General features: G+C 73.6%; 15 protein-coding genes. 8 read left to right on the plus strand and 7 right to left on the minus strand.

The window, feature by feature from the left end; all coding sequences use genetic code 11:
• The first annotated feature begins 33 nt into the window (after positions 1 to 33).
• The gene (locus FE374_RS10860) at positions 34 to 1,557 is read left to right on the plus strand and encodes an ATP-dependent DNA ligase (protein WP_139928989.1); all 1,524 of its coding nucleotides are present in this window, start codon (positions 34 to 36) and stop codon (positions 1,555 to 1,557) included.
• A gap of 13 nt (positions 1,558 to 1,570) precedes the next feature.
• The gene (locus tag FE374_RS10865; protein WP_139928991.1) at positions 1,571 to 2,008 is read left to right on the plus strand and encodes a protein-tyrosine phosphatase family protein; all 438 of its coding nucleotides are present in this window, start codon (positions 1,571 to 1,573) and stop codon (positions 2,006 to 2,008) included.
• A gap of 1 nt (position 2,009) precedes the next feature.
• Here the strand turns inward: FE374_RS10865 and FE374_RS10870 are convergent, their stop codons facing one another.
• Positions 2,010 to 2,441, minus strand: coding sequence for a VOC family protein (locus tag FE374_RS10870; protein WP_139928992.1), 432 nt, complete (start codon positions 2,439 to 2,441; stop codon positions 2,010 to 2,012).
• Between the two features lie 47 nt (positions 2,442 to 2,488).
• The gene (locus FE374_RS10875) at positions 2,489 to 3,223 is read right to left on the minus strand and encodes an alpha/beta fold hydrolase (RefSeq protein WP_139928994.1); all 735 of its coding nucleotides are present in this window, start codon (positions 3,221 to 3,223) and stop codon (positions 2,489 to 2,491) included.
• Between the two features lie 73 nt (positions 3,224 to 3,296).
• On the opposite strand from FE374_RS10875, the gene FE374_RS10880 reads away from it, so the two are divergent.
• Complete coding sequence (locus tag FE374_RS10880) at positions 3,297 to 3,851, plus strand: SRPBCC family protein (protein WP_139928996.1); 555 nt, start codon at positions 3,297 to 3,299, stop codon at positions 3,849 to 3,851.
• 71 nt (positions 3,852 to 3,922) lie between these two features.
• Complete coding sequence (locus FE374_RS10885; RefSeq protein ID WP_168205665.1) at positions 3,923 to 5,461, plus strand: sensor histidine kinase; 1,539 nt, start codon at positions 3,923 to 3,925, stop codon at positions 5,459 to 5,461.
• Positions 5,462 to 5,471: 10 nt separating this feature from the next.
• On the opposite strand, the gene FE374_RS10890 is transcribed toward FE374_RS10885, so the two are convergent.
• Positions 5,472 to 5,996: a hypothetical protein gene (locus FE374_RS10890; protein ID WP_139929000.1), complete on the minus strand. Its 525-nt coding sequence runs from the start codon at positions 5,994 to 5,996 to the stop codon at positions 5,472 to 5,474.
• A 102-nt stretch (positions 5,997 to 6,098) separates the two neighbouring features.
• On the opposite strand from FE374_RS10890, the gene FE374_RS10895 reads away from it, so the two are divergent.
• Complete coding sequence (locus FE374_RS10895; protein WP_139929002.1) at positions 6,099 to 7,508, plus strand: APC family permease; 1,410 nt, start codon at positions 6,099 to 6,101, stop codon at positions 7,506 to 7,508.
• A gap of 28 nt (positions 7,509 to 7,536) precedes the next feature.
• Here the strand turns inward: FE374_RS10895 and FE374_RS10900 are convergent, their stop codons facing one another.
• Positions 7,537 to 7,983 (minus strand): STAS domain-containing protein, encoded by a 447-nt coding sequence (locus FE374_RS10900; protein WP_230978262.1) that lies wholly within the window; start codon positions 7,981 to 7,983, stop codon positions 7,537 to 7,539.
• A 283-nt stretch (positions 7,984 to 8,266) separates the two neighbouring features.
• Here FE374_RS10900 and FE374_RS10905 point away from each other — a divergent pair, with 283 nt between their 5' ends.
• The 3 genes from FE374_RS10905 (at position 8,267) to FE374_RS10915 (ending at position 10,885) form a co-directional block, all read left to right on the plus strand.
• Positions 8,267 to 8,974, plus strand: a complete 708-nt coding sequence (locus FE374_RS10905) for a TetR/AcrR family transcriptional regulator (protein ID WP_139929006.1) — start codon at positions 8,267 to 8,269, stop codon at positions 8,972 to 8,974.
• A gap of 85 nt (positions 8,975 to 9,059) precedes the next feature.
• Positions 9,060 to 10,148 (plus strand): agmatine deiminase family protein, encoded by a 1,089-nt coding sequence (locus FE374_RS10910; protein WP_230978263.1) that lies wholly within the window; start codon positions 9,060 to 9,062, stop codon positions 10,146 to 10,148.
• A 5-nt stretch (positions 10,149 to 10,153) separates the two neighbouring features.
• Complete coding sequence (locus FE374_RS10915; protein ID WP_139929008.1) at positions 10,154 to 10,885, plus strand: DNA alkylation repair protein; 732 nt, start codon at positions 10,154 to 10,156, stop codon at positions 10,883 to 10,885.
• A gap of 22 nt (positions 10,886 to 10,907) precedes the next feature.
• Here the strand turns inward: FE374_RS10915 and FE374_RS10920 are convergent, their stop codons facing one another.
• The 3 genes from FE374_RS10920 to FE374_RS10930 form a co-directional block, all read right to left on the minus strand.
• On the minus strand, positions 10,908 to 11,237 hold the full coding sequence (locus tag FE374_RS10920) for a TfoX/Sxy family protein (protein ID WP_230978264.1): 330 nt from the start codon (positions 11,235 to 11,237) through the stop codon (positions 10,908 to 10,910).
• 113 nt (positions 11,238 to 11,350) lie between these two features.
• Positions 11,351 to 12,403 (minus strand): ABC transporter ATP-binding protein, encoded by a 1,053-nt coding sequence (locus tag FE374_RS10925; RefSeq protein WP_139929012.1) that lies wholly within the window; start codon positions 12,401 to 12,403, stop codon positions 11,351 to 11,353.
• Entirely contained in the window at positions 12,403 to 13,941 is a 1,539-nt protein-coding gene (locus tag FE374_RS10930; RefSeq protein WP_230978265.1) for an ABC transporter permease, read from the minus strand. The genes FE374_RS10925 and FE374_RS10930 overlap by 1 nt, the downstream gene beginning before the upstream one ends.
• Between the last annotated feature and the right edge of the window lie 4 nt (positions 13,942 to 13,945).

Here is a 13,945-nt window from a genome sequence, read left to right on the forward strand (position 1 = left end):
CGCCGTGTCGGTGCTGACTGCCATGATCGTGCCGTGCTCCTGGCCCAGCTGGTCGAGACGTCCGCCGCGGTGACGGCCACCCGGTCGCGCCTGGCCAAGCGTGCCCTGCTCGCCGGTGCGCTGCGAGACGCCGGCGACGACGAGGTGGAGATCGTCGCCTCCTACCTCTCCGGCCGGCCAAGGCAACGGCGCACCGGAGTCGGATGGCGCGGTCTGGCGGACCCGCCGGAGCCCGCTACAAACCCTTCCCTGACCCCGGTCGGTGTCGACGCCGCACTGGAGCGGATCTCGGCACTGGCGGGCACCGGCTCGCAGGCCGCCCGGGCCGCCGCCGTCGCCGCGCTGTTCACGGCGGCGACCACCGCAGAGCAGCAGTTCCTCCGCGGGCTGCTCTTCGGCGAGCTGCGCCAGGGCGCGCTGGACTCGCTGCTGCTGGACGCCATCGCCGAGGCCGCCGACGTCCCGCTGGCGACGGTGCGCCGCGCGGCGATGTTCAGCGCCCTGTCCGGGCCGATCGCCGCGGCGGCCCTGACCGGCGGCGCGGAGGCCCTCGGGGAGTTCCGGCTCGAGGTGGGTCGACCGGTGCGCCCCATGCTGGCCGCCACCGCGCCCGACGTCGGCGCGGCGCTCGACAAGGTCGGCGGCCGCGTCGCCGCCGCCGACGGCAAGATCGACGGCATCCGCATCCAGGTGCACCGGGACCGTGACGAGGTCGCCGTCTTCACCCGCTCTTTGGACGACATCACCGACCGCCTCCCCGAGGTGGTCGAGGTGGCCCGTGCGCTGCCGGTGGACGCCGTCGTGCTCGACGGCGAGGCCGTCGCGCTCGGGCCGGACGGGCGCCCGCGGCCCTTCCAGGAGACCGGCTCGCGGACCGGGAGCCGCGACGGCGCCGCGCTGCGGGAGGAGGTGCCGCTGACCGCCTACTTCTTCGACCTGCTCCACCTCGACGGGCGTGACCTCATCGACGCCCCTGCACACGAGCGCTTCGCGGTCCTGGCCGACGTGGCGGCCGCGCACCTGGTGCCGCGCAGGGTCACGGCCGACCCCGTCGAGGTGGCCGCGTTCTTCCAGGAGATGATCGACGCCGGGCACGAGGGCCTGGTGATCAAGGACCTTCAGGCGCCCTACGACGCGGGCCGGCGCGGAGCGGCGTGGGTGAAGGTCAAACCCAGGCACACCCTCGACCTCGTGGTGCTGGCCGTCGAGTGGGGCAGCGGCCGGCGGCAGCGCTGGCTGTCCAACATCCACCTCGGCGCCCGGGACGGCGCGGGCGGGTTCGTCATGCTCGGCAAGACGTTCAAGGGCATGACCGACGAGATGCTCACCTGGCAGACCGAACGGTTCCTCGCCCTGGAGACCGGACGGCACGGCCACGTGGTGACGGTGCGGCCGGAGCAGGTGGTCGAGATCGCGTTCGACGGCATCCAGCGCTCCAGCCGCTACCCCGGCGGCATGGCGCTGCGCTTCGCCCGCGTGGTGCGCTACCGCGACGACAAGAGCGCCGACGAGGCCGACAGCGTGGAGACGGTCCGGGCGATCGCCGGAAGCGCGTAGCGAGAGGACGCCGATGGGAGGCCCGTCGCGGCGCCCCGAGCCGGGTGCGTGGGGGGACGACGCCGGGCTGCTGACCCTCCCGTCCGGCGCCCGGGTGCGGGGCCGCCGGATCAGCGACGGTGCCTCGGCCGCGGACTTCGCGCTCCTGCTGGCTCGAGGTCCGCTGCCGCCGTGGCCGTCGCGGCGGGTGCACTGGCCGGACTTCTGGGTACCGCTCGACCGTGCCGACGCCGCCGACGCGCTGTGCGAGGCGCTCCGCCGCGCGACCGCCGGGGAGCGGGTGGAGGTCGCGTGCCGGGGCGGAGTCGGCCGCACCGGGACCGCGCTGGCGGCGTTCGCCGTCCTGGAGGGTCTCGCCCCGGGCGAGGCCGTCGCGTGGGTGCGCGCTCGCTACCACCCGCGCGCCGTCGAGACGCCGTGGCAGCGGTGGTGGCTTCGCTCGCTCACCTGACTCACTCGGCGCCGAACCGCCCCCGCGCCTCGTGCGGGATGAGGGGTTTGTCGGCGCGCGCCTTGATCTGCTGGACCGCCCAGGTATTGCCGTCAGGATCGGTGAAACCGAAGAAGGTGCCACCGTCGCGCTCGTCGAAGACCGTGACCTCGCTGCACATCACGCCCCGGTCGACGAGCTCCTGCCGGGCGGCGGCCGCGTCGGCCACCACCAGCTGCACCCCGTGCAGGGAGCCCGGTTTCATCCCCCGCTGCGACGGCAGGGAGCCGACGACGATCGAGCACCCGGAGCCGCGGGGCGTGAGCTGGGCGACGTCCATGTGCTCGTTGGTGGTGCGGTGGTCCAGGTCGAAGCCGAGCTTGTCGTGGTAGAAGTCGACCGCCCGGTCGATGTCGCTGACGGGGACGACGACGACCTCGAGGGTCCAGTCCATGTGCTGCTCCTTCGTGGTGGGACGTAGGGAGTGATCGGGCGGGCGGCTCAGCGACGCGCGGCCGCCACGATGAGCCGGGAGAGATCGGCCGGCCGGCTGAACATGGGCCAGTGTCCGGTGGGTAGCTCGACGATCTCCAGGTGTGCCAGGTCTGCCAGCTCGGCGGCCCACGGTTGCCGCTCGTCGATAGCGGTCCTCAGCACCTGTGCGGGCATCGACGCACAGACCACGGTCGTCGGCACCTGCTTGCGGCGGGGGTCGCTCAGGTGCGACGGCGCCCGCGCGACACCGGCGGGCTCGGGCACCGACCGCTCACGGAACCGGGCCAGGCCGTCCTCGTCGATGCCGGCCACGCTGGTGCCGTCCCGTTCGAGGTCCGCCCACTCCGGCAGCGGCCAGTCGACGGCGTCGGCCGGGAGGTCCGGCATGATGGCCGCGCCCTCCGGCAACGGGCCGGCGTCGACGTAGACGACACGCCTGATCCGCTCCGGGTCCGCGTCGACGACGGCGCTCACCGGCGCCGCGCCACCACTGTGCCCGACCAGAACGACCGGCCCGTCGAGGGCGACCACGACCTCACGCAGGGCGGCGACGTGGTCGGCGAGGGTGAGGCCGGCACGGTCCGCGGACGGCGCGTCGAGGCCGGGCAGTGTTACCGGGTGCGGGCGCAGGCCGGCCCGCTCCAGGTCCGGGACGACGTGCTCCCACGCCCAGGCACCCAACCAGAAGCCCGGCACCAGGACCACGTGCACCGGTTCGGGGTGCTCCTGCGATGAGGTCATACCGGCAGCCTGCCCGGTGCCGGTGACATCTGTCAGGACATTTCGGGCGTCCTGTGCGTGGCACCCTGGGGTCATGAACGCCGCAGACTTCCAGCCGGGTCCGCTCGCCGAGGTCAGCTCCCGCGCCGAGGCCGACGGGCGGTGGACGCTGACGCTCGTCCGCGACCTCCCCCACCGTCCCGAGCAGGTCTGGGCGGTCCTCACCGAACCGGCCCGGCTCGGCGCGTGGGCGCCCTACACCGCCGACCGGGACCTCGCCGCCACCGGCCCGGCGACCCTGACGATGGTCGACGGCCAGACCCCCACGGACCTGCCCGCGACGGTCACTCGCGCCGACGCCCCGCACGTGCTTGCCCACACCTGGGGCGAGGACTCCGTGCTCTGGGAGCTGCAGCCCACGCCGCCCGGGACGCGACTGACGCTCTCCCAGACCGTCGAGGGCCCTCAGTGGCTGGCGCAGGTGGCAGCGGGCTGGCACCTGTGCCTGGTCGTCGCCGCGCGGCTGCTCGACGGCGACCCGATCCCGCCGATCGTCGGCCGTGCCGCGATGGACTACGGCTGGGAGGACCTGCGCGACGCCTACTCCGTACGCCTCGGCACCGGGCACGACGGGACCGCGGCGGGATAACAGCTGGCGCGCCGTCGAGCTGCGCCCGCCGTTCTCCGGACGAACCCGCAGGTCAGTGGCAGAGTGCCCCCGTGAACCAGCCGGCCCCCACCGACAGCGCGTCGGTCCTGCGCACCCTCGGCCTGGACGCCCTCGTCGAAATCATCGAGACCATCGGCTACGGCGTCTGCATCACCGGGGAGAATCACACCTGGACGTACGCCAACCCCGCCGCCGCGCGGATCATCGGCGAGCCGTTCGAGCAGCTGCGCGGCCGGGACTACCTCCTGCACTTCCCCGAGCACGAGCGGGCTCCTCTGCTGGCCCTGGAGCACAAGCAGCGCGAGGGCGACACCGCCTTCTACACCAACACCGTCATCCAGCACGACGGCACCGAGCTGGAGATGACGTGGTCGGGCACCGTCGTCGAGGTCGACGGCGTCGAGCTCGCCCCGGCGATCTTCCACGAGACGACCGCCGTGCGCCGGGCGCAGCGGGAGGCGGCCGAGCTCGGTGTGGGGTCCGTGCGGATCGCCCAGGGGCGGTCCACCGCCGAGGTGTTCGACGCCCTGGTCGGTGAGGCCGTGGCCGCCACCCGCGCCGAGGCGGCGCTGCTGCTGACCGCCGGCGGCGACGGGCTGCTGCGCCTGACGGCGACCGAGGGGGTGCCCGCCGCGCTCGAGGCGGCCGTCGAGGCCTCCCCTGCCCGGCTCTCGGACCTGCCCGCCGGGCCGCTCCTCCTGCGCGGGCGCAGCGGCTTCCTCGCCGACGACCGCACCCGGCTGGCGGCCAACCCCGTGACCCGGTCGTGGGCCGAGGCCGTCGGCGACCTCGAGTGGGTCGGCTCCGCGAAGTTCCCCGTGCATCACGACGGCGAGGTGGTCGGCTGCCTCGTGGTGGTGGTCCCCGAGCGGCTGACCGCGCCCAGCGAGGCCGAGCTCGCGCTGTGGTCCTCGCTGGCCGAGCAGGCCGGCGTCGCGCTCGGCGCCGACCTGCTCCGGCACGAGGTGTCGCACGCCTCCGCGATGCTGGAGCGCCAGCGGATCGCGCGCGAGCTGCACGACTCCGTCAACCACGCGCTCTTCGCCCTGCAGACCCGCGCGTACCTCATCCAGCGCGCGCTCGAGAGCGCGGACCTGGAGCGGGCCCGCGCCGCCGCCCTGGACCTCGACGACCTGGCCCGGCAGGCCACGACCGAGATGCGCGAGCTGCTCACCGAGCTGCGACCGACCGCCACCACCGCCGTCGACCTGACCCGGTCGCTGCGCGACCTCGCCGACCTGGTCACGCGCCGGGACGGGGTCGCCGTGGACGTCGCTGCGCCCACCACCGGGGACCTGGGCCTGCACGCGGCCACGACCGAGCATCTGCTCCGGATCGCCGGGGAGGCGCTGCACAACGCCGTCAAGCACGCACAGGCCAAGAGGGTCACCATCACCCTCACGCACGGTCCGCGGCAGGTGGAGCTCGCCGTCGTCGACGACGGCGACGGCTTCGACCCGGCCGTCGTCCGGCCCGGCACCCACGGCCAGCAGACGATGCGCGAACGTGCCCGCCTTTGCGGGGGCCAGCTGCGCGTGACGAGCCGCCCCGGTGCCGGGACGTCCGTCGCCGTCGTCGTGCCGGGCTGAGTCGCACTGGTCAGCTCGCCTCGAGCAGGTCGGCCAGCGAGTCGTGGACGACGACGGCGGCCCCGTCCCGGGCACCGTCGCGCACCTCACGCCCGTCCAGGGGTGCCGCGAGCCGGACCGTCTGCACCATGAGCACCCCCACGTCGTCGCAGCCGAACCCCTGGCGGGTGGCATGGCGCGCGACCGTGAACGCGGTGACCACCACGTCGTCGGCCGTCTCGTCGACCTGGATCCGCGCCGGGTCGCCGCACCCAGGCGAGCCGCCGACGTACCGGATCACGAGATCATGCGGGTCGCCTGTGCGGGCGACCGCGTCGACCGCCGCGGGGCTCACGCGATCGAACCCGATGACCACGGCGTACACCCCTACCGCGACGCCGACTACCACGAGCGCGCCGACCAGGTACAGGCTCATGGCCCGCACGCGGTCCTTCGCCTCGCCCGAGAGGTACTCCATTCCCGCATCGTTGCGGTTGTGGTCGCTGATCGCCAAGGGGCCCGCCCGGCCCGCCGTGCCCCGCCTGCCCTTCGACATGCCCACTCCTCAGCGAGTCACCAACCGTGACGTCGGTGTCGGGTTGCGGAGCGCACCGTGCGCCGCCACGCTCCGGTGAAGACCGCTGAAGGGAGCTCGAGGATGAGCGCGACCACCACGCGAACCGAGCCTGAGCTGAAGAAGGTCATCGGGCCCAAGCTGCTCCTGCTCTTCATCGTCGGCGACATCCTGGGAACCGGCGTCTACGCGCTCACCGGTGCGGTGGCCGGCGAGGTCGGTGGTGCGGGCTGGGCCGCGATCATCCTCGCCTTCGTGGTCGCCACGCTCACCGCGTTCTCCTACCTCGAGCTGGTCACCAAGTACCCACAGGCGGCGGGCGCTGCCCTGTACTGCCACAAGGCGTTCCGCATCCACTTCCTGACGTTCCTCGTCACCTTTGCCGTGCTCAGCTCGGGCATCACCTCGGCCTCGACCGCCTCAAAGTTCCTGGGTGAGAACTTCATCGTCGCGTTCGGGCTCGACTGGGACCAGGGCGGCGTCACGGCGATCGCCGTCGCGTTCGTGGTGCTGCTGGCGCTCGTCAATCTGCGCGGGGTCTCCGAGAGCCTGAAGTTCAACGTGGTGCTCACTCTGGTCGAGCTGACCGGGCTGCTCATCGTCATCGCGGTCGGGTTCGTGGCCATGGGCCAGGGCAACGTGGACTTCAGCCGGGTGGTCGTCTTCGAGGCCCCGGAGGACAAGAGCGTCTTCCTCGCACTGACCGCGGCCACGTCACTGGCCTTCTTCTCCATGGTCGGCTTCGAGGACTCCGTCAACATGGCCGAGGAGACCAAGGACCCCGTGCGAATCTTCCCTCGCACGATGCTGACCGGCCTGAGCATCACCGCTGTCGTGTACGTGCTGGTCTCGGTGGCCGCCGTCGCCGTGGTGCCCGTGGGCACACTGGCCGAGAGCCCGACGCCGTTGCTCGAGGTGGTCAGGGTCGGCGCGCCCGGGCTGCCGGTCGAGACGGTCTACCCGATCCTGTCGATGTTCGCCGTCGCGAACACGGCCCTGATCAACATGATGATGGCCAGCCGGCTGCTCTACGGCATGGCCCACCAGGACGTGCTGCCCCGCTCGCTCGGCAAGGTCCTGCCCGGGCGCCGCTCGCCGTGGGCGTCGATCGTGTTCACCACGGTGATCGCCGCCGGGCTCATCTACGTGGTCACCAACCTCCTGGGCACCGAGACCGTCACCGCGCTCGGCGGCACCACCGCTCTGCTGCTGCTCGCCGTCTTCACGGTCGTGAACATCGCCGTCATCGTGCTGCGGCGCCGTCCCGTGGACCGGCCACACTTCCGGGCGCCGAAGGTGCTTCCCTACCTCGGGGCGCTCACGTGCGCGTTCCTCGTCGGCCCGTGGGCGCAGGACCCCATCGAGTACCAGATCGCCGGCGGCATGCTCGCGCTCGGTCTCGTGCTCTGGGTGCTGACGTGGCTGTGGAACCGGGGCGTACGGGCGAAGAAGACCTACTTCCGGGAGCCGGAGGCTCTCGCGCACGGCGAGTGAAACCGGACGGCGAGATGCCGCTGCGCAGTCACGCGCCGTCGGCGAGCACTGGCGCGTCCGTCCTCATCGACAGTGCCGGGTCCGGCACGACCTCGGCCCCCACGCCGCCCGCTCCTCTGGTGCCGTCCTGGCCGGGGAACCCGGGGTCGGCGTCGAGGACCTCCACGAGCTCGCCGATCTTGGTGACATCGAGGAGGAAGCGCACCACGTCGGGAGGTTCGATCAGCCGCAACCGGGACGGCACCCGGTGCGTCAGCCGCGCGAGCACAGCGATCACGGACGAGTCCATGAAGGTCACGTGCCTGACGTCCACGTCGATGGGCAGACCGGTCTGCTCGAGCTCGGTCGAGGCCTCCATCAGCTCGTCGTTCATGCTGACGTCCACCTCGCCGGCGAGGACGAGGCGCGCCTGGGTCGCCGAGGTGAGTACCGCCGCCGACCCGGGTACGTCCGCGAAGGACGGGCCAGCCTTCACGCCGCCATCATGCATGGGACGCCGCCTTTCCTCTGGCATTCGGCTTCGCTGAACCTGGTGTGCCAGGGCTTGAACCACCGGCTTACAACGTAAACAACCCGAGCATACGGCATGCACCGGCGCTGGCATAGCACCGCTCGCGCCTTGCCCACCCAGGCCGCGAGCGCCCCACCGAGCCCACCGATCTGAGCAGGAAGATGGGTCGTTCCCGCGCCGATGGGCGTGTGCCTGAGTCGCAGCCGTAGGCTGGCCCTCCCGCCGGACTCAGGACCAGGAGCAACGCATGACGCAGCACCAGCCCGAGGCCGGCCGCGCGGACCGCCAGCCGCTGAACCGCGAGCGGATCGTCCAGGCGGCCCTCCAGCTGGTGCACGACGGCGGGCTGCCGGCCCTGAGCATGCGTCGGCTCGGCGCCGAGCTGGACGTCGAGGCGATGGCGCTCTACCGCCATGTGAACGGCCGCGAGGACCTGCTCGAGGCGATGGTCAGCCACCTGACCAGCCGGCTCGAACGCCCCGCCGAAACCCAGCTCGGGCCCGACTTCGGGTGGCAGGGACACCTGCAATGGCTCGCGCACGCGGTCCGGGACGTCGCCTTCGAGCACCCCGAGGTGTTCCCGCTCGTCGCCACGCGGCATCCGGCCGCCCCGTGGCTGCGCCCGCCGCTGCGCAGCCTGGAGGTGGTGGAGGAGTTCCTCGTCGCCCTGACCAGCCGCGGGTTCACGGACGACCAGGCGGTCTCGGCGTACCGGGCGTTCACGAGCTTCCTCATCGGGCACCTGCTGCTCACCGTCGCGCAGATGGGGGTGGCCACGACGGAGGAGACGATCGACGAGGGCGGCGCGTCGGCGCCGAACACCACCGAAACACTGGTGGAGTTCCCCAACGTCGAGCGCCTGGCGGACAAGCTCTCCGAGGACCGCTCCCAGGAGGAGTTCGAGAGCGCCCTGGAGGACTTGCTCGACCGCATCGACCGAGCGGTGAGTCAGTAGCGGGCGCACGCGATCGCCTCGACCGGGCGGCGGGACGTGCCACGATGTGCCACGTCCCCACAGTCCCCGCGAAGGTGATGCAGGCATGACGGCTCCCGCCCAGCAGCTCACGGTGACGATGCCGGCCGAGTGGGACCGGCACGAGCGCACCTGGATGGCCTTCCCACCGCCGAACGCCACGTTCGGCGACGACGGCTCCCCCACCCTGGCCTCCGCCCGCCGTGCCTGGGCCGCCGTCGCGCGCACGATCGCCCGGTACGAGCCGGTCACCCTGGTCGCCGGCCCCGGCCAGCGCGACCTGGCACGCGAGCTGGTGGGCACCGCCGTCGACGTCGTCGAGCTGCCGCTGGACGACGCCTGGCTGCGCGACAGCGGCCCGACGTTCGTGCGCGACGGCACCGGCCGGCTCGCCGCCGTCGACTGGGTCTTCAACGGCTGGGGCGCCCAGCCGTGGGCCACCTGGGCCCAGGACAGGCGCCTTGGCGGGCGGGTCGCCGCGCTGGCGGAGGTGCCGGTCACGCCGTCGTCCCTGGTCAACGAGGGCGGCGGGATCCACGTCGACGGCGCGGGGACCGTGCTCCTCACCGAGACCGTCCAGCTCGACCCCGGCCGCAACCCCGGGCTGACCAGGGCGGAGGTCGAGGCCGAGGTCCACGCCCGGCTCGGCACGACGAGAGCGATCTGGTTGCCCCGCGGGCTCACCCGCGACTACGACGAGTTCGGCACCCGCGGGCACGTGGACATCGTCGCGACCTTCCTGCGCCCGGGGGTGGTCGCCGTCCACGACCAGACCGACCCGCGCCACCCCGACTTCGCGGTCACCCGCGAGCTGCGCGAGATCCTCGCCGGCGCCACCGACGCACGCGGCCGGCGCCTGGAGGTGGTCCCGGTCCCCGCCCCGACCGTTCTTCAGGCCGACGGCGGCCCCACCGACTGGTCCTACATCAACCACTACGTGGCCAACGGCGTGGTCGTCCTGTGCGCGTTCGACGACCCGCACGACGCCGTCGCCGCCGAGATCCTCGCTCGGGCCTATCCCGGGCGCACCATCAAGCTGGTCGACGCGCGCGGGATCTTCGCCCACGGCGGGGGCGTCCACTGCATCACCCAGCAGCAGCCGGTCACCACGCCCGCCATCACAAGCCCCGACCCGGCCGCCGCCGTCCGGCCGTAGCCGCTATGCCCCCGCCTCCCGCGCCCGACCCTGGACAGGATCTCCGCACCGCGATCCGCGGCGCCCTCGCCGCCGCCGCCGACCCTGAGCGGGCCGCCGGGCAGCAGCGGTACATGAAGTCCGCGATGCCGTTCCGAGGGCTGACCAGCCCGGTCCTGAAGGCGACGTTGCGGCCGCTCCTCGCGGACCCCGCCCTCGCCCTGCCCGACCGGTCCACGTGGGAGGCCGCGATCCGCGACCTGTGGGACGGCGCCGAGTTCCGCGAGGAGCGCTACGCCGCGATCGCCCTTGCCCGCCACCGCCGCTACGCGGGGTGGGCGGCCGAGCCCGCCGCGCTGCACATGTACCGCCACCTCGTCGAGACCGGCGCCTGGTGGGACCTGGTCGACGACGTCGCCGCGCACCTCGTCGGGGCGGTGCTCCGCGCCCACCCCGCGGAGGGCGGCGCGCACATGCGCACCTGGGCCGTCGACGACCACCTCTGGGTGCGCCGCACCGCGATCCTCAGCCAGCTCAAGAGCAAGGCCGGCACGGACACGGACCTGCTCGCGGACTGCATCGGGGCGAACCTCGCCGGCAGCCGGCACGGGCACGAGTTCTTCATCCGCAAGGCGATCGGCTGGGCGCTGCGCGAGTACGCCAAGACCGATGCGGCCTGGGTCCGCGCATACGTCGAGGCGGCCGGGTCCACGCTCGCGCCGCTCTCGCGCCGGGAGGCGCTGGAGCACCTGGGGTGATGGGCGACGCCCGCTGGAACGGTCAGGGCTTCTTCTTCACCTTCGGGGGCAGCGTCGCGGCGAACTGGGCGCCACGCACCAGCAGCTCGGCGGCGTCAGCATCGTCTGGCACGGTCACGTAGCCGCTCATGGGACGTTCCGGCGGCCCGTACGGGCGCGCCCCGCGCTCCCGGAGTGCAGCCAGCTCGGGCTCGGGCAGCTTGACGCCGACGTCGGCGCCGAAGAGCCCGGCGAACATGTGCCCGCCCAGGAAGGCACCGAGCTGACCGAACATCGGCTTGACCTCGATACGAGGGTCGTCGGGGACGAGGGCACGGAAGCGTGCCTTGTCCTCCTCCGTCGGTCTGGGCATCTGCACGGGGTGCTCCGTCGTCCTCGCCGGTCACGACCGGTGGTGCTCCGGCCGCGGAGGACCAGCCTGCCCCTGACACGGGTCCGTGTCACCTGGTCCAGCCGCGGCAGGGCTCAGGCGTCGGCGAAGAAGCTCACCGGGCCGGCGACGATCACGCCCACCTCGTCCACCTCGGGCAGCGGCCCCTGGGTGCGGCACAGCACCGGCAGCCGCTCGCCGTCGGGTCCCGGCACCTCCAGGCGCACGCTGGCGTCGTGGCCGTAGAAGGTCGAGCCGACCACCGTGGCCCGCACGCCGCCACGACCGGCGCGCACCAGGTGCAGCTGCTCGGGGCGCAGCACCACCCGGCCGGTGCCGCCGTCGCCGACAGGTCCGCGCAACAGCGCCAGCCGGCCCAGCGCCGTCGTCGCCACGCCCTCCTCCACCCGGGCCGGCAGCACCACGGCCTCGCCCACGAAGGTGGCCACGTCGAGGTCCGCCGGCGCGAGGTAGAGGTCGCGGGGGGCGGCCTGCTGCACGACCACGCCGGCGCGCATGACGGCGACGACGTCGGCCATGCTCAGCGCCTCCTCCTGGTCGTGCGTGACGAGCACCCCGGTGGCGCCGGTGGCCTGCAGCGCGGCACGGACGTCCTCGCGCAGCGCGGCGCGGAGCCCGGCGTCCAGCGCGGAGAACGGCTCGTCAAGAAGCACGACGTCGGGGTCGGGGGCGAGTGCGCGGGCCAGGGCCACCCGCTGCTGCTGGCCGCCGGAGAGCTCCGCGGGCATGCGCGCGGCGAGGTCCGCGAGCCCGACGAGCTCGAGCAGCTCCGCCACCCGGGCGCTGCGCCGTCGGGCCCCCGCACCTCTGCGCGGCAACCCGAAGGCGACGTTCTCGGCCACCGACAGGTGCGGGAAGAGCGCGCCCTCCTGCGGGACGATGCCCACGCGGCGCCGCTCCGGCGGGAGGGCGACGCCCGGTCCGGTCACCACCCGGCTGCCCACGCGCACCTCGCCCGCGTCGGCCCCCTCGAAACCCGCGACCACCCGCAGCAGGGTGGTCTTGCCGCACCCGGACGGACCGAGGACGGCGGCCAGCGCGCCCGAGGGGACGTCGAGGTCGACGCCGCGCAGCACCGGTGTGGTGCCGAAGGACTTGCGCAGCCCCCGCACCTGCAGCCGCTTCATCAGTCTCCCCCGGTCTCTTCGAGCACGTGCCCATTCTCCATCGCCGTGCCGGTGCGCCGGGGTGCGACGAGCCGCGCCTGCGCGCGGGTCAGCAGGAACGTCGGCACGGCGGCGAGCAGCACGAGGGCGACCGCGTAGGGCGCTGCGGCGGCGTAGGCGCCCACACCCGTCTCGGTCCACAGCCGGGTGGCCAGGGTGTCCATGCCGGTGGGCCGCAGCAGCAGCGTGGCAGGCAGCTCCTTCATCACCGTCAGGGTCACCAGCGCGAAGCCGGCGGCGATGCCGGGGCCGGCCAGCGGCAGGGTGACGCGTCGCAGGACCGCGCCCGGGGCGTGGCCGAGCGAGCGGGCCACCTCCTCCAGCCGTGGCGGGCTCTGGGCGACGGCGGCCCGCACCGACCCGATGGCCGCAGGCATGAAGAGGACGGCGTAGGCCAGGACGAGCAGCGGGGTGCGCTGGTAGATCGGCTCGGCCCAGCGCACCCCGAAGAACACCAGAGCCAGGGCGACGACGATCCCCGGCAGGGCGTGCCCCGCGTAGGTGGTGTGCTCGATCGCCCGTACCGCGCGGCCGTGGTGGCGGGCCGCGAGCACCCCCACCGGCACGGCGAGCGCGGTGGCTGCCAGCGCCCCGAGGAGCGCCACCCACAGCGTGGACGCACCCGCGGGCAGCAGCCGGTCCCACTCCAAGCCGGCGGAGTTGCCTCGCGCCATCCAGTAGGTCAGGACGACGGCGGGATAGCCGAGGGAGACCGCGGCCACCGCCGCCGTGCCCACGAGCGCGAGCGGCTGGGCCCGTCCGAGCGGCACCGTCGGCGGGACACGCGCCGCGCCGCCGCCCACCCGGGCCGCCCCGGCGCGACCGCGGCTGCGGGCCTCCGCGACGGTGATCGCGATGGTGAGCACCACCAGCACCAGGGAGAGCACCGCCGCCGGGGTCCGGTCGAAGGAGGCGCGGTACGAGGTGTGGATGACGCGGGTGAAGACGTCGTACCGCATGAGCGAGGGGGTGCCGAAGTCGCTGAGCGCATACAGCGCCACCAGCAGCGCCCCGGCCGCGGCGGCCGGACGCACCTGCCGGGCGGTGACCGTGAGGTACGTGCGCAGGGCGGAGCGGCCCAGCGAGCGGGAGACCTCCTCCAGCGCAGGGTCCACGCGGCGCAGCGCCGCGGCCACCGGCAGGTACACGTACGGGTAGGAGCAGGCTGTCAGCACCAGGAACGTGCCCCAGAAACCCGCCAGGCTCGGCACCACGGAGATCCACGCGTAGGCGGCAACAAAGCTGGGCACCGCCAGGGGCAGCGCGGCGACCACGCCCCAGACGCGTCGGCCGGGCAGGTCGGTGCGGGTGGTCAGCCAGGCCAGCGTGACACCGATGGCCACGCATGCCGAGGTCACCGCCGCGGCGAGGCCCAGGCTGCGCAGCACCAGCCACAGGGTGCGGTCGCGCCAGAGGATCTCCCACACCTCGGCCGCGCCCGCCTCGCCGGCCCGCACGAACAGGTACCCGATGGGCAGCAGCGCGACGGCCGCCGCCACGATC

This window comes from Georgenia yuyongxinii (assembly GCF_006352065.1).
Lineage (GTDB): Bacteria > Actinomycetota > Actinomycetes > Actinomycetales > Actinomycetaceae > Georgenia > Georgenia yuyongxinii.